This window comes from Nocardia sp. NPDC051929 (assembly GCF_044548645.1).
GTDB classification, from domain to species: Bacteria; Actinomycetota; Actinomycetes; order Mycobacteriales; family Mycobacteriaceae; genus Nocardia; species Nocardia sichangensis.
On the sequence record NZ_JBIUCG010000023.1, the window covers coordinates 20,526 to 43,325 of the forward strand.

A 22,800-nucleotide genomic window follows, 5' to 3' on the forward strand; every position below is an offset into this window, starting at 1 on the left:
CTCCTCCGAAACCGACTGAAAGGCAACACCATGCGCATCATCCGACCCCACGACGACAACGACGACAACGAGGATCAGCGGCGGCCCCACCACGCTGCGACGCCAACCGATCCCGCGATCGCGGGCGAGCTGTTCGCCGACGAAGTCGAAGACTGGCTGGCCGGTATCGCCGACCTCGACACCGCCCCGACCACCGCACCCGCACAGACCGAAAGGCCCGCCGCCGACGCCAGGCCGGTACGCCGGGCCGCGCTGACCGTCGTGCCCGACCTCGACGACAAACCCACCGAGCAGGCCGCCGCCGCGGTGGCGCCGGTCCCGGCGCGGTCGCGGACGCAGACCGCTCGCCGGACCGCGGCAGCTTCCGCCGTTGTGGTCGGCGCAGCCGTGACCGCCGGATGGGGCGAGGGGCCGCTGGTGGCCGGTCCGCTGGCCGTCTACGGCGGCGCGTGGGTGGCCTACCTGTGGTGGAACGCCGCCCACCGACCGCCCCTGCCGCAGGCCATCAGCACTGTCACCGCCGGTATCAGCCACGCCGTCGCCGCCGTCGCGACCGCCATCGTCGGGCTGCTGCGAGCCCTGGTCGAACGCCTCGACCGCGCCCGCACCCAGCACGAGACCAACCGAACCACCCCGGCCCAGTAACCAACCACAAGGAAGGAAAACCGTTGAGCACCAACCGAATCCCCGATGACCCCATCCGCACCGCGCCGGTTGATCTCTACGAGCGCCTGCACAACGTCGACGACCGACTGTTCCAGCTGCGCCGCGAGATCAGCGAGATCCGCCGCGAGTACGCCGCCCTGCGCCGCCACCCCGACGCGTTGGCGGTCGACAACCTCGGAGACCCGCTCGACCCCGTCGAAGCCACCTTCCGCGCGGAAACCGCGCTGGCGATGGCCGACGAGAAGTTGGACGCCGCCGACATCTGGCTGACCCGCGCCCGCGGCCGGTACGCGACCCGCCTCAAGCTCACCGACGCCGCCGCCGACGAGCTCGACCGCCGACGCAACCGCGTCGAGCGGACTCGGTGACCACCGAAACCAACCACGACTGAGAGGAATTCACCGCAATGACCGACCGTAGCCCTGAAGACGAGATGATCGCCGAGGCCCGCAAGTTCGCGCGATCGCTGCCGGAACTGACCCGGCTGCACGCCCAGGCCCGCAACTTCTTGGAGCGCCGCAAGATCCGCAAGGAGATCAGCCGGACGCTGCGCGAGCAGCGCCGCGAGGCCGAGGTGATGCGCAAGCATCAGCTGACCTGGACCAGCCAGGCTATCGACCGCTACCGCGTACACGTCCAAACGGTCGCCGCCCGCGCGAACGACCCCAGCGTGGACCATGACCGGCGGGCCCGCGACGCTCACGCGCTGGCAGAGCACCGCAACCGCCTGGCCCGCGGCTTCATCGGCAACGAGCACCTGACCCGCACCGAGCAGGGCATAGCCCTCGACGGGTTGGATTCGGCGACGATCTTCCCGCATTTCCAGGTCGGCAACATCTTCGCCAAAGCGCACAAGGTCCGTGGTATCGACGCGCTGCGCTACCGCGCCCAGGTCGCTCGGGAGACGGTCAACGCCCGCCAGCGCACCGAGGTGGAGCGTGAGGAGGGCTGGCAGCAAAGCCTGGACGCCGCGCGCCGCGCCAACGCTGAGGAGGCTCTGCTGGCGCGTATCGACGCGGCCCAGGACCACCGTCACCGCTACACCGCGGAAATGACGTGGACCGACCCGGACGGCGGGAAGCTGACCGAATCTCGCTCGTTCGCCACCGAGCACAGCGCGACCAGCTGGTTGCAGCGCAACATCAGCGGCACGTCGTGGTCGGACGGCACCACCCTGGCGGTCGAGACCCGCGACACCCTCAACGCCGCGAAGCAATACGTCGACCACGGCCGCCCCGAGACCGTCGCCGGGCAGCTCGCCGACCGGGAGGCGGTGTTGCGAGAGCGGACGTTGTCCGGGCAGGTGCACCGCGAGCAGGCCGAGCAGCCCGACCGGCAGCAGGAGACCGCCGACCGTGAACGCCCGCCCGAAACCGGCGGTGTTGACCGGCTGGCGCAGGTGGAGCGCCAGTTGAACGACATGGCCGCCGACCGGGACCGGCTCGAAAGCCGGGTCGGGATGCTGCAACGCGGCCTGGATTCGGTCACCGCCGACCGCGACGAGATCCGCCGCAAGCTCGATACGGCCGAAGGGCACATCGAGGCGCTGAAGAACCGCAACCTGCGCCTCGCGGCCGAGATCGGCGAGTTGCGGGACCGGCCGGGTGTCGAGCAGTTGACCGCGGAGCGTGACCAGCTCAAGCAGGAACGCGACGAAGCGGTGCGCAAGCTCGTGCAGTCCACGCCCGAGCACGAGCGCTACGGCAACCGCCCGCGCAGCACCGGCAACGGCGCGGCGCCGGAGCCGACCGCGGAGGCGGGGCGCCAGTCCGGCGACACCGGCCCGGTGGGCAAGCGCGCCAGCTACCTGCACGACCTCACCGGGACAGGCCGCGAGCAGGCCGGTCCAGACACCCAGTCCTGGCCAGGGCCGGAGCGGAATGGCAACGGTCGCAACGGTGTCGAGAGGAGGCGTTGACATGGAACGCGAGCACGAGGAAACGATGCGCATCGAGTTCGCCCGCTACACCCAGCTTGGCGAAGACATGCAGCAGCCGACCGCGACCGACGCCGACCGCGACCGCATCACCGCGCAGCGGCGCGAGATCGGTCAGCGGTGGGCGGACGGCCCGCACGCCGAGCATTGGGGCTACCTCGATGACGCTTACGAGGATTGGCGGCGCTCGCCGGAGCCGATGTTTCGGCTGGTGGACAACATCGTCTACAACGACGGCGCCGGAGCGACTGAGCTGCAATACCGCAGCTTGCAGCACTCGTTGCATCTGGCGATCCGCGACAGCCAAACCGTCCGCGACGCCTTCCACCGCCACACCAACCCCGACATCGAGCAGCAGCAGCCGCAGCCCGTGCGTGGGCGCGGTGTGCAGCGGGGGCGGTGAGTCATGCACATCGAGCACGAGGAAGCGATGCGCGAAGCGTTCGCCGAGGTCGACCGGCTGTCGCGGTTGCGGGACCGGCCGGGCGCCGGTGAGTCGGAGATCCACAGCCTGTACGCCCAGCAAGAAGCTATCGACCAGGGGTGGCGCAACGGGCCGCATCCGGGGGAGTGGAAGTACCTGAAGGACGTCCACGACTTGTGGTCGCGCTCGCCCAATGCCGTGCGGCGGATGCTGTCGTTGCCGGGCGCGGATGCGCTGAACGGGGTGCAGCGGCGCAGTATCGAGCAGGCCCGCATCCTCACCGCCGCTCAGCGGCCCGAGATCGAGCGGGGGCGGTGACGATGACCGAACCGACATCGCCGCAGGGCCGTTCCTACGAGGTGGTCACCGCGGCGTTGATTCGCCGGGTGGGTCCGGCCAAGTGGCCGCGTGAGCCGCAGCAGTGGACGAACTACCTGTGCCCGGTGCACGAGGGTGACGGCCACCACCACAACCCCAGCCTGGGTGTGCGCTACGACCCGCGGCAGGGCAAAACGATGGTGCGCTGCTGGGCACGCTGCGACGACCAGGACGTGCTCGACCGCATCGGGTTGCGGGTGCGGGACCTGTGGGACCGGCTACCCGAGCGCACCAATCAGCAGGGTTCTGCTCGTCGGCCGTACACGGGCGGCGGGCGGCCCGCCCGCTCGGTTGCCGTCGCCTCGCCGGTCGAGAAAGCCATTCTCGCGGCTCGGTTCCCGTTGCCCGCGAAGCGGGATCTGGGTGCGCAGATCGGGGAGCCGGAGGCGGTGGACACCTACGTCTACCGGTGGCCGGGCGGTCGTGTCGAGGGCGCGGTGGTGCGGCTGCACACCCCGCACGAGCACGGCCACGCCAAGAGCTTCTACCAGCGGCGCTGGACCGGAACCGAGTGGATCAACACCGGGTTCGCTCCGCTGCCCTGGCAGCTCGCCGACGTGCGCGAAGCGCTCGACACCGGCCGCGAGTTGTACGTGTGCGAGGGCGAGAAGGACGTGCAGCGAGCCCGCCAGGCCGGGCAGCTCGCGACGTGCAACGCGATGGGCGCGGGGAAGTGGACCGACGACCACGCGCGCTGGCTGGGTGGCGCTGGCCGGGTGATCGTGGTCGCCGACCGCGACCGGCCCGGCTACCGCCACGCCGCCCAGGTCGCCGAATCCCTCGCCGACCGCGTCGGCGAAGTCCGGGTGTTGCAGGCCCGCGACGGCAAGGACCTCTGCGACCACCTCGACGCCGGACATGACCTCGACGAACTGGAACCGGTCGCCTACCTCGACCGGCCCCGATCCCCGCGCAGCATTCACGACCTGCACCCCACACCGACCAGCCGCGGCCGGCCCGACCGGACCCGCGCCCGCTGAACACCACAACAGGAAGGACCTCTATCCATCATGAGCAGCAACACCGTCGGACAGCGTTTCCGCCGCGCCGCACGCCCCGCGTCGGCGTTCACCAAGACCAGCAAGCCCGGCACCACCGTCTACGGCCGCATCGTCGCTGCCGTCGAGGAACCCAAGCTGAAGTTCGGTGGCGCGCCCGGTGAGGTCGAACTCGACGAGGACGGCCAGCCGGTCATGCAGACCGTCGTCACCCTCGACACCGGCGCCGGACCACGCAACCTGTACGTGTCCTGGCGCATGGAACAGGCCATCGGGCTGGCGCTGGAGAACGCAGGCAGCGAGGACTTCGAGATTGGTGCGACCCTGTCGGTCACCTACACCGGACCCGACCCCGAGTACTCGCGGGCGCGGCTGTTCACCGCCGTCTACACCCCGGCCGCCGCGAGCAAGGATGCGTGAGCCGTGACCGGACTCAGCTCCGGTGCGGACGTGGTGCGCAGCAGCGATCCTGCTGCGCACCACAGCGCACCAGACGATGCACAGGCCGGTGCACGGACCCGCGAGCAGGTGTCGGCGATCCGGTTCTTCTGGGGTGAATTGCTGTTGGTCGCGGCGATGTCGATCGCGGGCAACCTCGTTCACGCATGGATCAACGCACCGGACGGCAAGCAGCCGGTCGCGGCGTTCGTCGCCAGCTTCCCGCCCATCGCGTTGCTGGCAGCAACCCACGGCGTCGGGCTGCTCGTGCGCGCCCAGAACAAGGCCCGCCTGGCCTACTGGGCTGTTGTCGCACTTACCGCCGCTATCGCGGTCGGCGCGTTCCGGCTGTCGTTCGACGCCCTGCGGGAGCTGTCGATTCAGGTCGGGATGAGCGAACACCTGGCATGGCTGTTCCCGCTCATCATCGACGGCGCCATCGGACAGGCCACCGTCGCCCTGCTCGTGCTCGCACGCACCGACCACACCACCACCGAACCGGCGGTGCGCACCGAGCCGGAACCAGTGCAGCGGCCCGAGCCGGTACGCACCGTGTCGGTGCGCGAGGTTCACACCGAGACCCGGTCTACCTCGACCGAACTCACCGCGCATCGACCGTCCCCGGAGCTGCGCACCGCCGAACAGTCCGCGATCGAAGCCCCTACGCAGCACGCACCGGCGCCCGGTGCGGAGGTCGACCGGTGGGCGCGGGTCGCCGAGTTGCTGTGCAGCGCTGACCCGTCCGGGCGGCGTGACCCGGAGAAGGTGACCGAGATCCTGCGCCTGCGTCACGAACAGAACTGGTCGCACGCGCGCATCGCTGAGCACGTCAGCCTCAGCTCGTCCTCGGTGACCCGCACTCTCACCGCGGCCCAGGAACACATCCGGGAAGGAGCCCACCAGTGACGAGCGTGGTCAACGTCCGACTGTCCGGCGATGCGGCCGCCGTCGCCGCAGTGGCCGCGATGCTCACCGCCGCCGGATTCGACATCCGGCTCGTCGAACGTATCTACCCAAACCGCAACAGCTTCGGCGTTCGCGCATACGGTGAGATCGCCGTAGCCGACGCTATCCCGGTGTCTCGAGGGAGAGGGGAACCCTGACATGAAGATCATCCCAAAGCCGGTGACGTACGAGCCGCCAGAGCCGGACAGTTCACGGTTCACGCGCATCAGGTTCGCTGTGGCAGGTTTCGAACTCATCGACATCACGATCGAGTCCGGCGTACGTCCGGCGCTCAGCGCCCGGACTGCCAGCGCAACTGACGAAAACGATCAATAGACACGGCGGAGGTTGCCCACTTCAGCAGCCCCGGACTCGCTCGAATCGCACCCGAAACAGCCGAAGGCCCGTCAGCCCGCCTGACGGGCCTTCGGCTACGTCCGGAACACCGTACTTGCCGGGACAGTGCCGGGATATTGACGGGACTTTGACGGGACAGTGCCGGGACATATCAAGTCCCGGCACTGTCCCGGCACGCCCAGGCCAAACATGCGTTTGACCTGGGGTGTTTTGCGCCGCCTCCTGCCCTGCCCGGCCGACACTCTCTATGGCTTCGCTGTTCATAGAGAGTGTCGGCCGGGCAGGGCAGGAGACAACACAAAACACAAAGCAGAGAAGGACCAGAAGGAGGGGAGACCACAAGGGAAGGGAGGACCACAAAAGGCGGGTTGGGAGGGTGCTTACGTCAGGTGCGGAAGTTGCGTCTAGAGCTGCGCCACCAACGGTGGCGTGTTCGCGCGCAAGGGCGCGCTCAGTGCTGTAGGGGAGTCGGGAGCGCAGGCGGCGGTCGAGGGCACGGGCAGGTCGCGTGACGCGCGTGCAGCACATTGCCGTGCCGGGGATGGACCACAAGAGGAGGGTTCGGGGCGGACATCGCAACGGGTTGATTCGTTTGCATCGATCGTCGTCCGCGGCCGGGGTGCGCCAGCCACCTCCGGTCGGGATATGACCGAGTCTCATGAGGCCGACCTGGACCGGACTGTCGATGTCAACGATTCTCTTCAGACAGGTACATGTGTTGTTCCATCGCGCGGACCTGGACAGTCCCCGGAAGTCCTAGCTCGCACATCAGGACCAAGTTCAGCAGGTTCTGCGATCGATGAAATGTCATTGCCATCTCCATGATGTCTTTGCCAGACTTATCATCGAGCATATGAGCAAGCCCGTTTCTGATCTGGGTTTGCCTCCCCGCCCATTTCTTGATGTCCTTTATTATGCAGTTTACCGCTTCCTCGTTTGGCGTCTGCGCAAGGTGTTCGATCCGCATTTTATAAGTGGGCTCGTTACGCATGGCATTGTTCAAATGGTCCCGGTCCTCCTGGCTGTCGAGGCTGGCGAGGGCACGCTCCTTCAATTGTTCAAAGTCTGCGGGGAGCATTCTCAGCGAATCCGGATACAAGAAGCGGTGCATTCCTTCGAGTGCGACACCGGCAGTCAGTGCTCTTATTTGCAGGAAGCGTGGTGGGCCGTAGATAAGGCTGAGGAGTATGTCAGTGGCCGGTTTGATCTTCTTGCGCAGAGAAAGCCACGCGGGAATTATTTTCTCGAAGCTCATATCGGCGCAAGTGAACAAGAATTCATGTAAAGGGGTCAATGGGGTGTCGTCGATTTTTGGGCTCACCCGAGTCTGGCGGTATACTGCTGCCATAACAGTGCGTTCAACTGTGCGCGCCGAAACTGAGCCATTGGTAAATTCGGGGACCTCGAACCTGTCCTTTTTCTCCACTTCTAGTGAGTGGCTGAGCAGGGCGCACGGCTCCCCTGATGCGAACGTGAGCAAGTCTGTCATCGCAAGTGAGAGTCCATCGAAACCGTCCTGTGGCAGCGGATTTTTGGATCGAGCTTCGAGTACGACGTATGTCTCGGCTCGAACATCCGTTCCATCTCGCCGAGGGGCGAAGCCGAAGATTCCTGAATACATTGTTGCACTGATGGTAATGTCGTCGTAGTCGACACTGAGCGGGTCCGGAACTCTTATTTCGGCTTTGCGTAGTTTCCCTTCCGTGTCGAAACCATTCGAAAACTCTGTGACTCCAAGCCATCGTTGCAGATTCTCGATTCGAAACTTTGCGGCGATGAAGACTGGATCGTTAGGTTTGTTGAGGTGAATGCCCACTATGGCTCTGGCGGTCGAAAGTTGTTGCCAAGTGGGCGGGCCTTCAGGGCTGAATACTGGGTAGTTGGCGTCTTCTTCTGAGCAGTTCAACAGGGTTATGTCTTTCCCTGCCGATTCTCCATGAAGCATTGCAATGCAACGACGTTCACCGGAAGAGTCGAACGTGCCGGGGCCTGTTTGCCTCCAAACCATTAGTGGGAATCCGCCGAGAAGTTCTAAAGACGCCTCGCCATCTGTCGAGATCCTTAGCGTGCCCGAGAACTTCTCGGCAGGTGTCTCGGGTTTCCACCAGGTCCCGGTGTACGACTGCTCTGGCATCTTTTCAGTCCTGTCGTTTCGAATGGGTTCAGCGTTGAGACATCGCCGAGTTGCCAAGCGTTGTTACGCTTACGGGCTCAGCTGACTGTCGAATGTCTGTGGGCACATCCGATACTTGCAACTTGGGTATATCGATCTGTCGATGGTCGTACGATGTATGCCCCCCGTGAGTCCGACAGCGGCCGTGTCATTGCGCCCAACGAAGTCGGGGAGTTGCGGAGCGGGAGCGGCTGGCGAGTCGTCAGATCGAACACTCAAGTTCGGGACCTGCCGATGCCCGTGTGGCAGCCCGGCCGTCATGAGGCGCCTGTATCGGCGGTATCAGGAACTTGCTGCCCTGGTGGAGTCCTCGGCAGGGATGAGCAGCTGCAGCGCTGTCCAGGGAGCACAAGATCAACAGGTTATCGCTCGACACCAATGTATTTTGTCTACATGGTCACAGCTAACCCGTCTTTTCCCTGGTCAGGACACTGTTCGGAGTGTTTGATCTCATAATCCATTGGTCGCGGGTTCGAGCCCCGCCCGCCCCACCATGACAGCCTTACTCGAAACCCCGACACGAAAAACATCGGAAAGGGTGAGCGAGTCTGTCACGGTAGAAGACGAAGGAACCTCCACGTTGTGGGGGTTCTCTTCGTTTGTGCAAGAAATTGGGCTCCCAATGGCTGCTGGACGCTGCGCTCGTCCTTCTTGGTAGACCCGTACGGCGTCGTGTAGCTCGCCAAACAGTGGTTTCTTGTCGTCGTCGACGACCTCGATGTCGTCGACGTAGAAGGCCTCGTAGAAGGTCTGGTTGAGGTGACGGCGGATCTTGGGTTCAGCATCGCGATAGAGCGCGTACGGGTCGTCCAGGAGGGCCAGGGCGTCGCGAAGTACGGATGCGCCAACCGCGAGCTGTTCGCCCGTGTTGGCGAGCCCCGCTTCGATTCGTTTGCGTTCGAGCTTGATGGCACCGAGCTTGGCGCGGATCTTGGCTTGAGGAAGGGCAGCGTCGGCGGCCAGGTCGACCAAGTTGCTTTCCTGGGTTTCGAGCTGGTCGAGTCGGCGTTTAAGGCTGGCGTGTCGTTCGCGGACGTTGTCCTGTTCGTCGTCGATGCTCGCCTGAAGCTCGGCGCGGACCTCGCTGATGAAGTCTTCGGGAAGCTGTAGGAATCGGTAGCGCTCGACGATGGCGTGCTCGACGCGTTCAACCCGCAGGTACGGAAGATCGCATGACTTCTCCTGGCGAGCGCGACAGGCGAAATACTCATATTTCTGTTTGGTCTTGCCCGTGACTTCCATGTAGATCAAGCGGGCGACGCGCCCTTTGTCTCGACAGCGGGCGCAGAACAGCCCACCCTTTAGGTAGTGCTGGTGGACGCGGTCGCGTTGACCTGGAGCGCTGCGGGCATTGAGGACATCCTGAACCTGGTCGAACAGCTCCTGGCTGATCAGGGCCTCATGCCGGCCGGGGTATAGGTCGCCTTTGTATACGACGAATCCGGCGTAGTACGGGTCGCGCAAGATTCGGTGCCAAGTGCTGTCGCTGATCGGCTTCTCGACGGGAAAACGGCCGGAAGCGCGGGCAGTGAGGCCCATGTCGGCCATGGTGGCTTCGAGCCGGTCGATGCTGTACTCGCCAGTGGCGTACAGCTCCCATGCCTTCTTGACTAGGTCCGCCCGTTTGGGGTCGAGTGCTACGGCGTTGACCAGGCGGCCTTCGAACTCCATCCGTGTGTTGAGGTAGCCGATCCGGGTGCGCCCGATGGTGCCGCCTTTGGTGGCCTTGTTCTGCAGCTTGATGCGGATGTCTTCGCCGCTGAGGCGGTTCTGAACGTCGTTGAAGATGTCGGTGATGGCTTCCATCGCTTCGCCGAAGATACCTTCGCCGAAATCTTCGCGGGCGGAGACCAGTTTGACGCCGAGCTTGTCGAGGAGGCGTTTGGTGATGGCGGCGTCGATGTAGTTGCGGAAGGCTCGGGAGCGGGCGTAGACGATGACATACTTGATATCGGGGTGCTCACGCAGGTACGTGATCAGGTCCTGGAACTCTTGACGTTTGTCGATGGTCTGGGCGGAGATGCCGGGGTCGAAGAACTCCTTAACGATGCGTGCGCCAAGGTTGTCGGCCTTGCGATCAACGTGAATGCGTTGGGTGGCAACTGAGTTGCCGTCTGGGTCGATGTCGCGGGCGGTGTCGAGCTGCTTCTTGCTGGAGACGCGCAGATAGGAGACGGCGAGCTTCAAGGCGTCGTCAAGGTCGAAGTCAGTGTGGTCGATGGTGTTTGTCATACGGCGGGACCTCCTGCCATCAGGGCTGCGAGTGATTTCGGATCGCGTGGAGTGGACTGCTCCCCACCGGTCGAGATGACGTCGACGCCGAGTTTGCGAAGCCGCTGGTGCATCGACTGGGAAGCGACGTAATTGCGGGAAAACCGATGGGGGTCTGGGAAGATGGCGACCCGGATCTCCGGGTGCTGCTGCAGGTAGGTGAGCATGCGCCGCAGGGCAGGGCGTCTGCGCAGGCTGGTTGCCCCCGTGCCGATTTCAACGAATTCCTTGACGATGCCGAGCTTGTTCTCGGTGGCGAGCCGGTGTCCAGCTTCCCGTTGGACTTGGATCCGGATGGGTTCACCATCTGCCAGTAGGCCGTGGGCTTGGGCAGCGGTCGATAGGAACAGCACGGCCGGGGTGAAGTCGGTTAGTGCCCGCCTGCTCATGCGGAGCTCCCACGGGCAACCAACGGACGAGCGCCTGGCTCGATCGCAAGCTGCAGGTCGTGGAGACGTTCGCAGATGACGTCCTCGGTGACCCCGAAACGGTCGGCGAGGTCGCCAGCGTCAGTTGTGCCGGAGCTGACTGCCTCGATCAATGGATCGTCGGGCACGAGCAGGTAGCGGGCGAAGTAGCTTGCAGCGCAATGAGCTTCGCAGATGGCCGATCTTGTAGGACTGCCTTGGTACAACAGGTCGTTGTGACGGTAGTCGAGGACGTACTTGAATTCATGGGCGATGGCAAATAGTTGTTGCTTCCAATGGCTGTCTTGGTTGATCTGGATGACCCACTGTCGGGCGTGGGTATCCCAGAAGCTTGCACCGTGCAGCCGTTGTCCGACGACGTAGTCGACCCGGACCTTTGGCGTCCTTGCGATGGCGTTGATTGGGCCAGTGTTGCTCTGTGCTGCGTGCTGCAGGAGTAGGTCTGCTTGATTGCGAGCCACTCGGAGGCTGCGGTTGAAGGCGACCGGCTGGCGAGGTGTCATGCGGCGGAGCCGGGTAAGGTTGATCTTGGTGCGCGATGCGGCATAGGGGTGATGCGCGAGTGTGTTAGGTCGAAGTGCGGTGAATGGTGGTGAAAACATGTGAGGATCTCCTTTCGATCGTTTGGTGTGCTTGTCGTTTTAGGTTCCTTTCTTTTTCATGTTTGCGGATCAGAGTCTGGCCGGGGTTATTCGTGTGGTTGGTTCTGAGTCTGTTGTTTCTCCTTCCTAGTCAGTTGGCATTCTCGCATGGGTAATCTCAGCGGTGGGTGGCTGGGTCGTGGTCGCTGTACCTGAATTCATGCAAGCTATTTAGCGTGATGCCATGTCGTTTTGCAACGGCGTAGATCGCATCGAAGATTTCACTCGCGGCTTCGGATGCCACATCGTGGTACGTGATGCGGATCCGTGGCTTCCGCGGCAGGCTCTTCGCTCGGGGCATGCCTCCTGTCAGTGTGAATAGCTCATCGGCGGGCATGTCCAGAGCCTCGGCGATGGCGCGCAGGCAGTGCGGGGTTGGATGGGCGAAGACACCTTGCTCGATGCGGGTGACCGTTGACGGGCTGAGTCCGGCTCGAAGCGCAAGCGCGTGGCCGCTCAGCTGCAATTCCTGCCTCCGACTTTTGATAACCTCTGCGAGTTTTCCGGGCTCGCGCGTACGTGATGTAGCCATTCGCGTTTTCTCCATTATATTTTCCAAATTAAAGAATACCTCGGTTTTTGCGCAAAAACAATTGCTTTCGGTAATTTGTGGCGAATAAAAGCTGTCTTTGTCGAGGCTATTTATTTACTACGCTCTCTCGTCGAACACCCACACCCCGCCGCCCTCAGCTGGAATGGCGACAAGGTCACCTTCGCGCAGCATCTCTTGCCCGATCGCGGCATAGTCGACGTAAACGAACTCCTCCAGAGCTGTCGGCACCGCGCGCTTGAGCATCTCGTCGATGCGCAGCGGCTCTAACAGCTGGCGCACGTAGGCAGCCATGTTTTCGTGGTGCCCCTTGTAAGCAGTGGCGAAGTGGTCGAATAGGAGTGGATCGTCATCGTGAGCATCGGCCCATGCTGCGTAGGCAGGGCCGTATTTGGCTATGCCCCGGGCGATCTGGCTGAGCAGCTCGATGCTATCGACGCCTTCGAGGCCGATCGCGCCAGTCGTGACATCGAAGGCACCGAAGTCGCGGTAGTCCCATATGTAGAGACGTTCGCCGTCGGAGGTCTCGTCTTCTAGGATGCCGTACATCTCGGCGTAGATGTCTCGAGGGTCGCGGGCCATGTCCAGCCACGTCCCGGTCGTCAGCTCGGCGCGCAGGGGCAGCCCCTTGGTGATGTAAATGCGGGGATGCGGCCGGGGTTCTCCTTCGCGGTCAGCTGCGCGTTCGTCTGCTGCTGGTTGGTGTTCCTGACCATCTTCTGCAGCTGGAATGTGCTGCGGGTACTTCTCATTCATGCTCACCTCCTTTGCGTTATGTTTGAGTGTTGGCCGGTCGGACAGCGGAAAGGGTGTGCATTCCCTCGATCCGCCGTCCGCCGGCCTCTTACACCGGGCGCCCTGAGCGGGGCTCAGCTGTCCGCCTGCACGCCTTCGGCCTGCTGCCCAGCACGGCGGCCCCGGCTGCGGCGACCCCCTTGCGACGGTTCCCCTGCCGAAGTTACGGCCTCGTCAGCCGGTTCGGACTCGGCATCCGCCATCGTGATGGTGGCGCTGTCGTCCTGGTCATCCGGCGGCGGTGGCGGGGCTACGGTGAACAGGTTGTCGATGGCTGCCTGCCGGGTGCGTGCCTCTTCTTCAATGGCGGCGCGAGCGGCGTTGGCCCTGGCCATCAGGTCAGGATCGTTCTTCGCAGCCTCGATCCAGGCGTCCACGGCGGCGAAGCATTCAGCCTTCAGGCTGCGCTTTCGCAGGTCGGCAATCCAGGTCAGCTGGGTATGCCGGGCGGTGTCGATTCGGATAGCCAGGGTGACTTCCTTGTTCGACGGTTCGGACATCGCTCCTCCTCGGTGCGAGCGGCCGGTAAGCGCTCATTGCGTTTACGGGTACGGCCGCATGGCACCGACGAGGGCATCCCGCTATCCGGTAAGGCCGGGTGGTGCGGCGTGCGGGTCGTCAGTCGCCTTGTCAGAGTGCTTGCGGTCGGACGGCACCGGGTAGCCGGGCAGCACGATGTCCGCGTCGATTTCATTTCCCCACACGTCCCAGCCGGGTTGCCGCCGCCGGGCGAACAGCTCCAAGTACGGACCGCGACTAACCCGTTCGATGATCGCGTACTGTTCTTCCGGCTTGTGGCTGTGCTCCTGGACGGGGGCGATGAACCACGTCGGCTGCGCCCGGAAGTTGACCGGAGCCTTGCCGCGGGTACCGAACAAAACGTGTTCGGTCATGTTGCGCAGGTACTGGCCGAGTTGCAGGCGCGGTTTCACCCAGGTCAGCGGCGAGCGGTAGGTGAAGCCCCAGGCGGTCATAATGTCGTAGCCCGCCCGCCACGATCCGTTCGTGACCCACAACCAAAGGTGCGCGTCGTCTTCCGCGAGGCTGCTCACGGGCATGTTCGCGATCTGCTCGACGGTCATGAGCGGGTAGTGTTGGATCGCTCCGCGTCCACCAGCCTGGGAAATGTCCCACGGTGGATCGGCAAGGATCGTGCGGTAGCGCTTCTGGGGCGCCTCTATGGTGTGAATGATGTTGTCTTCGTTCATACTTCGCCTCCTTTCTGCAGTACGGAGATCAGCTGATCGGGTGCGATCACCCGGAATAGGTGGACGGGCAATCTCCGGTCCCCGTCGATCGCGTCGCGCAGAGCGGCGCATCGCCGTTCGGCCTTAGCCTCGGTGTCGGCAGACATGCTCCAGACGACGAACGGGAACGCACCGCCGCTTTGCTCCTGCTCGGTGCCGCATCGGCGATACGCTTCGTATTCGCGGCATTTCTTGAGCAGCGTCGGAATGCTCTCGGTGCCCTTGTCAATCTCGATGAACGCCGCATCGACGTACTCGCTGCCGGGCGGACACGCTGTTTCGGCGTAGAGGTCCGGCTTCAGGGTCAGCCGCGTTCCACCAACGCCGACGTAGTCGCGCCAGGCTGTAGGCTCGGTCTCACACCTCACCAGCTCCAGCTGGCCCTGCCGGTTGGCCTTCACCAGCGCCACATGCGCCTCGGCAATGCCGAGCTGATGGTCCAGGAACCGCTGGGTCGGCTGTTCAAAGCGCCGCCGGGGTCCCCGGCCCGCTTCCAGCCGCAAGAGCCGGTCTCCCACGACGTCCACGTAATGGACGAGGCCGCTACTACCCGATCGCATGCCGCCGATCCGTTGTGTCAGGCTCGCCAGCACCCGATAGCGCCGCAGCCGGGCGAGTACCCGCTGCGTCGTCCGTAGGCCGCTAGCGGGCGGCAGGTCGCCGAAGTGGAGCGCCTGAATCTGCGGCACGGCCAAATAGCGATGTTCGGCCACCGAACGCAGGATCGACCAGTCACGGTCACTGAGCTGACTTGCCAGCGACGTGATATCGCGGACGGGGCCGGTGGTGCGTGAGCGGCGGCGGTGTGTGGTGCCCGTATGGGCACCATCATTCGGCTCCCGCAAGGAGCCATTGACCGACGTAGAGGGGGATGTTGTGGTTGATGCGGCACGAATAACGGGACGAATACCGCTACCAGATGTAGTTTCTACGTCGCTTCCGCTCCGGCTGCCTGAATTTTCCGTCGTCATACCGACCTCCTCCGACGCCGAGGCGCACCGTCCGCGTCGCCGCTCACCTGGTCGAGCAGCTCGGCGAATCCGGCTTCGATCTCATCGAGGGGTTGGCCGTAGCGTTCGCGGCTCAGGCGCCGGATCTCGTTCGGATCGCTGGTTTCCGGGGGCGGCGGCAAAGTGATGCCGGAGGCCCAGGGCTGGACCGTGTTGTCGCGCATTAGGTTCACGTAGACGTGGTGGGCGGGTAGCGCCCCGAAGTCCTCCTGGACAAGCACGGATTGCCCGGTCGCCATGTCCTTGGCATCACCTGCCTGGAGCTGGAACGTAATCCGGCTCCTTGCGTTGTTCCGGAAGGCATCGAGCATCGCGGGCGGCAGCTGCTTCTGGTACTGATGTGCCAAGTGGAACCCCGCGCGGAGGGAACGCGCCGTCGCCAGTGCGTCACCAAGGTCGGTCGGCAGGCGCAAGTAGTCCTGCACCTCGTCGATGTAGACCATGACCGGTGTACGGGTGTCCTCCGGTGTCCCGGCCCGCTCCCGGATCGCCTGCCAGAGTTCGGCGAGGATGATCGCCCCCAGCAGCTGCGCCGCCTCCGGCCCGATGACGCCCTTCTGGAGCGGCACCAGTAGCACCTTGTTTTCGCGCAGCACCTGCCGGATGTTGAACTTCGGCTTGCGCTGCGCCAGAACAGCTCTCAGCTGCTTGGTCAGCAAGGGGCGCAGCTTGTTACTGAGCGGCGCGATCTTCGTATCCACCGCTTCCGGTGACAGCGAGTCGAACCAGGCCCAGAACGGTCCAGCCGCAAACGGATCGTCACGGATGACCTGCTGTGTCAAGGAACGTCGGAACCCCGGATTGGTCAACAGCAAGGGCAGCATGGTCAGGCTGGCGTCGTCACGTTTGGCCAGCACCTCCAGCGAATTTCGCAGAATGTCGGCCGACCGCGGGCCGAGGTCGCCGTGGATGGCGTGGATGGTGCCGAACAACGAATCCGCGATCACCTCCGGCGTGCGCCCCTCGCTGTGCGCCAACGGATTGATCCCCACCGGCACCTCATCGAGCGGATCGAGCAGCACGATGTCGCCGGCCCGTTCCACTGGGATGCGAGCCAGGATGTCGGCCACCAAGTCCTTCGGCTCGATGACCACCACCGGGCGCCCGGCTTCGAGGTCTTGGACGATCAGGTTGAGCAGCAGCGTCGATTTTCCAGTGCCATTCGGCCCGAGTATCCAAGAATGTCTGGTGGCGTCGAGCACGTTGTAGCCGACCGTGCCGGAGATGCCGGGCGCGTTGGCTCTAGCGATCACCCGCTCACCGGACAGCAGCGCCGGTGTCGGCCGCACCGGCTTCGGATGCAGCGGCGGCTGGCCCGGAAACCGTTCGTCGTGGTCGCTGACCGGCCAGGCCAGCAGGTGGCTCAGTTCGGGCACGCTGAGGAGTTGTGCGGGCGCGAGAACCGACCAGGTTGCCTTCGGCTGATTGATCTTCCCGGCCTTCTCCTCGGCCAGCTTGAAATGCACTCCGGCGGTCTCCACCGTCCCGATCGCTGCGGCCAACCCGAGCAACAAGGATTTCCGTCGCTCCGCGGTGCCGGCCTCGACGCCGATCCGGATCACGGTCGCGAAGCCGTGCTGGCCGAGCTTGCGGGCAATGGCCTGGCGGGCGTTCGGCCGCTTGTCCGGCAGCAGCCCGTTCCAGACCCTCGACGCCACGGACTGGTGCCCGCCGTCCGCTCCGGTGACCGGCGGCAGCATCGGCTGACGCCGCGGCCCGAGGACGACCTGGACGACCAAACGCTCCCCGTGGTTCACCGCCGTGAGGGCGCTCAGGATGGACCGGCTAGAGGCCACCCGGTCGACCGGCTCGAGTGGCCAGTCCGTGGTGGTCAACTTCAGTCGGCGGGCGGTGATGATCTCGCCACGCTCGTCGGCGTCGAATGGTGTCACCACTGCGCCGGACACCAGTTGCTCGACCGCCCGGCGGACACTTTGGGCGTGCCGAAGTTGGCTGCCGACAAGGTATTCGACGCCCTCGGCAGTGGAGTGGGCTTCTAAGATCAACTGCGGAGCGTGCTTTTGGGCCGCCCAGTGGCGAAGCAGACTCGTCGCAGCAGACTCACGGAACGGACTGGGCCAGAACAGAAGTTGCCAGGCCAGCGAGTCGGCGGTGGGGTCGGGTGCGGGCCTACTGATTGTCACGGTCAGCCTCCTTTCCGTCAGAGTCGTCTGTTGCACCGGAAGAGGAGGTGCGCTCTGCGCCTTCGCCTGCGCTGGCCTTGGCCTGCACCTCAATGCCCATGCTGATCATGGCGCGGCTGAGTTTGCGCAGGTCGGGCCGCTGACGGTGCACTGCATCGACGACAATGCGCTTCTCGGGCTTGAAGCCCCGGCTACGCTCCCGGTCCTTGCGTCGATAGTTGGGTCTTCCTGTTTTAGACATAGCTCTCCTCCTCAATGAATTACGATTGATATCTACAAATTTGGCAGCTCGGCCAATTTGAGCTACTGGCTATTGCTTTTGCGCAACAGCACTGCCCCTAATATGTTTTGCCTTTGCGCAAAACTCAACGGTTGTTGCAAAAACCACTACACCGAGGCGAACACCACTGTAAGAGGTCAGGTTCGCGACTATGATCCGCGAAGCCCGTCACCATCTGGTACGCACTTTTCGGTAGATGACGATGCCGCCAGCAACGAGGGCAACCAAGCCGATCAAGCCGATGACGACGGCCAGTGTCGGCCAGATGGATTCGATGACACCGACCGCGCAGTACATGGCAATCGCTCCGACAAAGATGCTGACACACCCACGTTTGAACTTCTCAACCACGTTCAGGTCGTCGCTCATCGTCACCACTCCCCGGCCAGTTCATCCTCGTCGTCGACCTGCGCGTGCAACGTGACGTCGTCGCGGGAAGGCAAAGCAGTCGTGGCTTCCTCGGGGCTGGCATCGGAGGTCGCGTCCTCCGGGGCCATCTGCTTGAGCAGGTCATCGAGGAGCGATGTATCGACCGTGACGTCGGGCAGCAACAGCCCACGCATCGGCTGGTTCTGCTGATCGCTCAGTTCGGTTTCGGCACCGCAGCCCTGGTGATACGAGCGGGCCAGCAAACGCACCTGATCCGCGCCTTTGATCGCTTCGCCCATCTTGGCGAGCGTGGTGGCGTGTACCTGTTCGCCCTTGACGCGCAGCACAGTCAGTTCCGGAGTCAGGTGGTCGATCCAGTGTTGCAACGTGACGCGCTGCGCCTCGATCGGTTCCAGTTGCGATGCCAGGCGGTCGATCTCGTCGGTCTGGAGCGACCCGTCGCGGTAGTGCACTGAGAAGACCACCACGTTCACCGTGATGACGATGACTGCGAAGAACGCGCCTAAGATCACCGCACTGGTGATGCCGTTGCCTGCAGCCAAGCTGTCGTACACGATCCGATACGCCATAACGATGCTTGCTCCGACGGCTACGGTCACCGCGAGGCCGATATACACCAGCGGGATAACGCGGGCCTTGCCCTTGGGCAGGCGGATGTGACCGTGTTCGTCCTTGTAGCCCTTGAGGTCTTGACCGAGGAAGTGCAACCCGATGGCCACGGCCGCCGTGCCGAGGATGGCGAAGACGATCGAGGTCAGCAGCGGCACGATGCTTTCGCCCAGCGCCGCCCCATCACCGGCCGCAATTCCAGCAAGATCGACGTTGAACACCTGGGTTACGAAATACAGCAGCGCTACGAAATCCAGCTGCGTTGCGGCGGTGCTGATCCGTCGCAGTCCGACAGGTACCCGCCGATGCTTCACGCTGCCCGCGTCTTGGTCCTTCTGTACTGACGCCGCGACGGTCTGCATTCGCTCGGTCACCTTCTTCGCGGTGACGACATCGCTGTTCATCGCGGTCACGGGCTGCTCGTCGAGCCGCCCGAGTTCGGCCCGTGCTTTGGCGATTTCGGCCTCGGCACGCTTGTACTGGTCGACCAGCTTGCCCAACTGTTCGGCACCCCGATTACGGATCTCGCCGGCTCCGGCCATGCCCTTGCTGAGCACCAGGGCTTCCAGGTTGCTGAGCTTGTCGGCGGGTCGTTTCGCGCCGATGCGCCACTGTTCGGACACCAACGCCAGCACCATCACCACCCAAGCCGACGGAATCGGGCCGCGTCCGAGCAGCGATGTGGCGATTTCTCGCTTCGGCACCGGCTGCGGTTCGTATGGCGTTGGGGTCATACCGACTGATTCGGTCGGTCTGCGCAACGTGAGGGTTCGGGGTCGATGCGGGGTGCGGCGGCTGTTGGGTCGGGTGGCTGGAGTGATGGTCATAGTGGGATCTCCAATCGGATAGTGGAACGGCTGAGTGGACTTAGGAGTCGGTATCAACGGCCTGTCCGGTGAAAGGTGATTTCGACGCGCCGGTTCTGCTGGGCCTTGACTTCGTCGAACTGGCCGTTGGTGAAGTTCGGCACGACCGGCTCGCGAGCGTCGCGTCCAGTGATGGCACCGAGCAGCTCACGCCGCAGGCCGAGGGTGAGCAGCCGATCCGCCACCGCACGGGCGCGGCGAGCGGCCAAGTTCCGGTGATCGTCACCGTCGCCGGTATCGGCGATGTGCCCGGTGATATCGACAGATTGGATATCGCAGCGGGATATGACCTCCACGAACGGCCGGAGGGCATCGTCAGCGGTAGCCGGCAGGGTCGCGCTCTCCGGGGCGAAGTGCAGCACGGAATCCGACGACAGGTTCAGCCAGACCGGGCAACCGCCCTCGGTGATCGCATCGGGCACAGGCACGACAGGTACCGGCATGGTGGCCGCGGGCGCCGCCGCGGTCGGCGCATCACGGGCGACGACGCAACTCGCCGCTCTAGCGCGCCCGCAGATGCCGACCCAAACCTGTTCAATGAAAGTGCGCGCGAACGGCGGCAAGCTCAGCTGCGACCCAGCTGCGATACCCAAGCCGTGAAAAGTCACATGACGTCCCGACAGGTTGGGCAACTGTCCCTGTCGGACGATACTGTCGATCACGCTCGCGGCGCTGGCATTCCAGCCGATCATCCGAAAGTCCATCGGGGCCTCTGTGCTGATGCCGGACGACAAGACATGAATGTCGGTGTCCGGGACCTGCGCGGCGCGGTCAAGTAGCGGCAAGACGGAGAGGCCCGGTGCGGTGGCGGTGGTTTCGGCCAGCGTGACGCCGAGTTTTTCGATAGCTTCGCGGATTTGGTGGTCGGCGTCGGCCGTGGCGTGTTGAACCTGACCGTTCGGGCGAAGTGACGTCAAGTCGATCGCGCCAGCCTCGCCGCTGAGCGTAGTGACGATTCGGACCAGTGCGCCGCCTCGGCGTTTGGACCGCTTCGCCATGTTGGTCAGTTCGTCCACCACTGAATCCGGCAGCGCAGGGCCCGGTTCGGCACTGGTGGCGGTGGCGACGAGAGTGATTGCGGCGGCCGCGGGTGTGGGTGTGCAGCCGGTTAGTACACCGATCGCGAGGATGGCGATGGCCAGGGCGAAGACGATGTACCGGACACGCGCCTTGACGAGTAGACGGCCGATGATGCGCTGGGTGTTCTTCCGTGGCATAGGCGGGGTTCCTTTCGGATCTGAGCTGAGTGGATATCCAAGGCACGGGGCTGGATGAACCAGCCCCGCAGCCGAGGTGTTCGAGGATTAGCGGCGGCCTCCCTTCCGGTTCCGCTTGTTCCGAGAATCCGGGCTGAAGCGCTTGGCGAGCTTCATGTGGATCTGGAAGGCGACATCCGGGAAGACGATCACGTAGGTGAGCATCAGGAATGCCCACACGGTCAGCGCCGTAAGCAAGTAGTCCTCCTATCACTGATGGCTATTCCGGGCGGATGAGCCGATTTGAGAATGTCAGCGACAGTGGTGGAAAGAAATAGTTCCCGTCCCTGTTCCCGGCCTGGTTCTTGGACAAATTTCAGTTCAAGAACCAGGCCGGGAACAGGGACGGGAACTCTTGCATTTTCGATCACTATTGACAATTTAAAGTAAATATGATTAATTAGGACTAATAACTAAATAAGGATCATTGAATAAATGGGTGAACATCGAAAACCCGAGCCGCAGTACGATCTAGGCGGATATCGACCAGAACATCTCAGCTCAGTGGTGCCAATACTGAATCTTGAGAATCGATCCATAGAGGATATTGTCGACATGTTGGCGCAGGTGCGCGCACAAAGCCTTGAGGAACGCAGCGGGATGGAGCAGTCCCGCCAAAACTCTCAACTCAACTGGGAACTCGACCTGCTCCCTGGTCAATCACCTGAGCACGCCAGCGCCGTCATCGCAGCACTAATGGAAAGCGAAGACCCGTTTGAGCGTGTGAATGCAGTACCTATCGTGGTGCGGCTCTTAAGTCACGACTTCGAGAATGCGATGGGATTCGTGCGAAAACTAATCGTCGATGACAGCGAGGAAGTATTTGATTGGGTAGCGGAATTGACATCGGAGGCTATCGCTGAAGGAATCATTGATGCTGCAGACGCGGCGCAGATAGTGCAAGTCCTAGCAAAATCGCTCCGTGTTGCAGACAGACATGAACCCCGGGAGCTGGGGAATACGGCGGGACGCCGATCACTTGGAGGCGTAGCTACTCGCTACACCATGAGTACAGACAGCTCTTCTGTCACCATTGAGAGCGGTCAGATGCAGATCAACTTTATCGGACGAGAATGATACCGACAGACTAGATTAAACTGGTCGGTCGTATAGTTTAGTGAACAGTTGCCGTACTAGTGCTGTACTCATGCGCAGAGCGTGCAATACTCACGGCATGCCCTCGTTGACCGTGGTGACCTCGGACCACGCAGCGCTGATGGAAGAGTTGGAAGCCCTCCGGCAGCGCAGCGTCCCAAAAGCCTTCAAAAAGCACGAAGGCAAAGACCCAGTCAAGCTCGACGTGCTGTCGCGCATCGTTGAGAAACTACGGCCCGACCTGCTGCAAGACGTTGATGGTCGTGTTGTAGCCACGACAGAGGTTCTTCTATCTGCGATAGAAAAACTTCCGGAGATTCCCCTACCTCGTGCTGTCGGTAGCGAGGAAGTGACGTGGCGATACGCCGCGAAATTTTTGTTTCAGGTGCCGCCTCTGCCTTTCGAAGTCCTCAGCACCATAGAACAAAAATATCCAAAAGAACCTCCACAAACCTCCGCCAAGATCGCCTGGTATATACAGGATCTGGCTGGTCTCCCTTTTGGCCCCAAGCCAAGGAAGGAGATCAACAATCTAATCCGTTCTGAATTAGCGAAGATTTTACTATCGGAGGTCAATATGGCTGCACCGCTCGAAAACCCCGAAAGTGTACCTGAAACTGACCAAGCGGATGCAATGGAATCGCCTCGGCTGAATGATGAGACTCGTCGGAGTGGTAAGAAAAAGAAGAGGGCAAGCCGTCACAACGATGCCACAGTAGACTTTCGGCATTCGAAGGGTGTATATCATGGGCCGGGTGGAATTCAGATAAATTACAACTTCTAGCCCGTGCGAACCCAGTTAGGAGAAGCGCGCGACAGGATGCGGTCGAGAGGATTGCAGTAGTGGCTAGACCGACTAAGCGGAGAACAAACTCGCGGACGAAAATTGAGGTTGACGCTCAA

The 22,800-nt window shown here is 63.1% G+C and carries 27 protein-coding genes; 12 read left to right on the forward strand and 15 right to left on the reverse strand.

Annotated features, from left to right (window positions below):
- The first annotated feature begins 30 nt into the window (after positions 1-30).
- From ACIHAX_RS28430 to ACIHAX_RS28475, 10 genes are read left to right on the forward strand one after another with little or no spacing between them, the layout of a single operon-like run.
- Positions 31-645 (forward strand): hypothetical protein, encoded by a 615-nt coding sequence (locus ACIHAX_RS28430; protein WP_397280538.1) that lies wholly within the window; start codon positions 31-33, stop codon positions 643-645.
- Positions 646-668: 23 nt separating this feature from the next.
- Positions 669-1,034, forward strand: a complete 366-nt coding sequence (locus ACIHAX_RS28435; protein ID WP_397280540.1) for a hypothetical protein — start codon at positions 669-671, stop codon at positions 1,032-1,034.
- A gap of 38 nt (positions 1,035-1,072) precedes the next feature.
- Positions 1,073-2,584: a hypothetical protein gene (locus tag ACIHAX_RS28440; protein ID WP_397280542.1), complete on the forward strand. Its 1,512-nt coding sequence runs from the start codon at positions 1,073-1,075 to the stop codon at positions 2,582-2,584.
- 1 nt (position 2,585) lies between these two features.
- The gene (locus tag ACIHAX_RS28445; protein WP_397280544.1) at positions 2,586-3,005 is read left to right on the forward strand and encodes a hypothetical protein; all 420 of its coding nucleotides are present in this window, start codon (positions 2,586-2,588) and stop codon (positions 3,003-3,005) included.
- 3 nt (positions 3,006-3,008) lie between these two features.
- On the forward strand, positions 3,009-3,344 hold the full coding sequence (locus tag ACIHAX_RS28450) for a hypothetical protein (protein WP_397280546.1): 336 nt from the start codon (positions 3,009-3,011) through the stop codon (positions 3,342-3,344).
- A gap of 2 nt (positions 3,345-3,346) precedes the next feature.
- On the forward strand, positions 3,347-4,384 hold the full coding sequence (locus ACIHAX_RS28455; RefSeq protein WP_397280548.1) for a toprim domain-containing protein: 1,038 nt from the start codon (positions 3,347-3,349) through the stop codon (positions 4,382-4,384).
- Positions 4,385-4,414: 30 nt separating this feature from the next.
- Complete coding sequence (locus ACIHAX_RS28460; RefSeq protein WP_397280550.1) at positions 4,415-4,822, forward strand: hypothetical protein; 408 nt, start codon at positions 4,415-4,417, stop codon at positions 4,820-4,822.
- Between the two features lie 3 nt (positions 4,823-4,825).
- Complete coding sequence (locus ACIHAX_RS28465; RefSeq protein ID WP_397280552.1) at positions 4,826-5,746, forward strand: DUF2637 domain-containing protein; 921 nt, start codon at positions 4,826-4,828, stop codon at positions 5,744-5,746.
- On the forward strand, positions 5,743-5,943 hold the full coding sequence (locus ACIHAX_RS28470) for a hypothetical protein (RefSeq protein WP_397280554.1): 201 nt from the start codon (positions 5,743-5,745) through the stop codon (positions 5,941-5,943). Before ACIHAX_RS28465 ends, ACIHAX_RS28470 begins: the two co-directional genes overlap by 4 nt.
- A 1-nt stretch (position 5,944) precedes the next feature.
- Complete coding sequence (locus tag ACIHAX_RS28475; RefSeq protein WP_397280556.1) at positions 5,945-6,121, forward strand: hypothetical protein; 177 nt, start codon at positions 5,945-5,947, stop codon at positions 6,119-6,121.
- Positions 6,122-6,830: 709 nt separating this feature from the next.
- Here ACIHAX_RS28475 and ACIHAX_RS28480 read toward each other — a convergent pair.
- From ACIHAX_RS28480 to ACIHAX_RS28550, 15 genes are all read right to left on the reverse strand, one after another.
- Entirely contained in the window at positions 6,831-8,276 is a 1,446-nt protein-coding gene (locus ACIHAX_RS28480) for a HEPN domain-containing protein (RefSeq protein WP_397280558.1), read from the reverse strand.
- A gap of 489 nt (positions 8,277-8,765) precedes the next feature.
- Positions 8,766-10,547: a recombinase family protein gene (locus ACIHAX_RS28485; RefSeq protein WP_397280560.1), complete on the reverse strand. Its 1,782-nt coding sequence runs from the start codon at positions 10,545-10,547 to the stop codon at positions 8,766-8,768.
- Entirely contained in the window at positions 10,544-10,975 is a 432-nt protein-coding gene (locus ACIHAX_RS28490) for a recombinase family protein (RefSeq protein WP_397280562.1), read from the reverse strand. Before ACIHAX_RS28490 ends, ACIHAX_RS28485 begins: the two co-directional genes overlap by 4 nt.
- A complete protein-coding gene (locus ACIHAX_RS28495; protein WP_397280564.1) occupies positions 10,972-11,616 on the reverse strand; it encodes an ImmA/IrrE family metallo-endopeptidase in 645 nt (214 codons plus the stop codon). Before ACIHAX_RS28495 ends, ACIHAX_RS28490 begins: the two co-directional genes overlap by 4 nt.
- Before the next feature lie 157 nt (positions 11,617-11,773).
- On the reverse strand, positions 11,774-12,187 hold the full coding sequence (locus ACIHAX_RS28500; RefSeq protein ID WP_397280566.1) for a helix-turn-helix domain-containing protein: 414 nt from the start codon (positions 12,185-12,187) through the stop codon (positions 11,774-11,776).
- Positions 12,188-12,304: 117 nt separating this feature from the next.
- Complete coding sequence (locus ACIHAX_RS28505) at positions 12,305-12,961, reverse strand: antirestriction protein ArdA (protein WP_397280568.1); 657 nt, start codon at positions 12,959-12,961, stop codon at positions 12,305-12,307.
- Between the two features lie 113 nt (positions 12,962-13,074).
- A complete protein-coding gene (locus tag ACIHAX_RS28510) occupies positions 13,075-13,500 on the reverse strand; it encodes a hypothetical protein (RefSeq protein WP_397280570.1) in 426 nt (141 codons plus the stop codon).
- Between the two features lie 81 nt (positions 13,501-13,581).
- On the reverse strand, positions 13,582-14,208 hold the full coding sequence (locus ACIHAX_RS28515; protein ID WP_397280572.1) for an MT-A70 family methyltransferase: 627 nt from the start codon (positions 14,206-14,208) through the stop codon (positions 13,582-13,584).
- Positions 14,205-15,218, reverse strand: a complete 1,014-nt coding sequence (locus tag ACIHAX_RS28520) for a replication-relaxation family protein (RefSeq protein WP_397280574.1) — start codon at positions 15,216-15,218, stop codon at positions 14,205-14,207. The genes ACIHAX_RS28515 and ACIHAX_RS28520 overlap by 4 nt, the downstream gene beginning before the upstream one ends.
- On the reverse strand, positions 15,215-17,407 hold the full coding sequence (locus ACIHAX_RS28525; protein ID WP_397280721.1) for a type IV secretory system conjugative DNA transfer family protein: 2,193 nt from the start codon (positions 17,405-17,407) through the stop codon (positions 15,215-15,217). Before ACIHAX_RS28525 ends, ACIHAX_RS28520 begins: the two co-directional genes overlap by 4 nt.
- Positions 17,388-17,642 carry a hypothetical protein gene (locus ACIHAX_RS28530; protein ID WP_397280576.1) on the reverse strand — a complete coding sequence of 85 codons (255 nt, stop codon included), beginning with the start codon at positions 17,640-17,642 and terminating at the stop codon, positions 17,388-17,390. The genes ACIHAX_RS28525 and ACIHAX_RS28530 overlap by 20 nt, the downstream gene beginning before the upstream one ends.
- 207 nt (positions 17,643-17,849) lie before the next feature.
- Positions 17,850-18,050: a hypothetical protein gene (locus tag ACIHAX_RS28535; RefSeq protein WP_397280578.1), complete on the reverse strand. Its 201-nt coding sequence runs from the start codon at positions 18,048-18,050 to the stop codon at positions 17,850-17,852.
- Between the two features lie 2 nt (positions 18,051-18,052).
- Positions 18,053-19,324 carry a hypothetical protein gene (locus tag ACIHAX_RS28540; protein ID WP_397280580.1) on the reverse strand — a complete coding sequence of 424 codons (1,272 nt, stop codon included), beginning with the start codon at positions 19,322-19,324 and terminating at the stop codon, positions 18,053-18,055.
- A 236-nt stretch (positions 19,325-19,560) separates the two neighbouring features.
- A complete protein-coding gene (locus ACIHAX_RS28545; protein ID WP_397280582.1) occupies positions 19,561-20,763 on the reverse strand; it encodes an OmpA family protein in 1,203 nt (400 codons plus the stop codon).
- Positions 20,764-20,850: 87 nt separating this feature from the next.
- A complete protein-coding gene (locus tag ACIHAX_RS28550) occupies positions 20,851-21,000 on the reverse strand; it encodes a hypothetical protein (protein ID WP_397280584.1) in 150 nt (49 codons plus the stop codon).
- A 237-nt stretch (positions 21,001-21,237) separates the two neighbouring features.
- On the opposite strand from ACIHAX_RS28550, the gene ACIHAX_RS28555 reads away from it, so the two are divergent.
- Both ACIHAX_RS28555 and ACIHAX_RS28560 read left to right on the forward strand, forming a co-directional pair.
- Entirely contained in the window at positions 21,238-21,879 is a 642-nt protein-coding gene (locus tag ACIHAX_RS28555; protein WP_397280586.1) for a hypothetical protein, read from the forward strand.
- Positions 21,880-21,976: 97 nt separating this feature from the next.
- On the forward strand, positions 21,977-22,681 hold the full coding sequence (locus ACIHAX_RS28560; protein WP_397280588.1) for a hypothetical protein: 705 nt from the start codon (positions 21,977-21,979) through the stop codon (positions 22,679-22,681).
- Positions 22,682-22,800 lie beyond the last annotated feature (119 nt).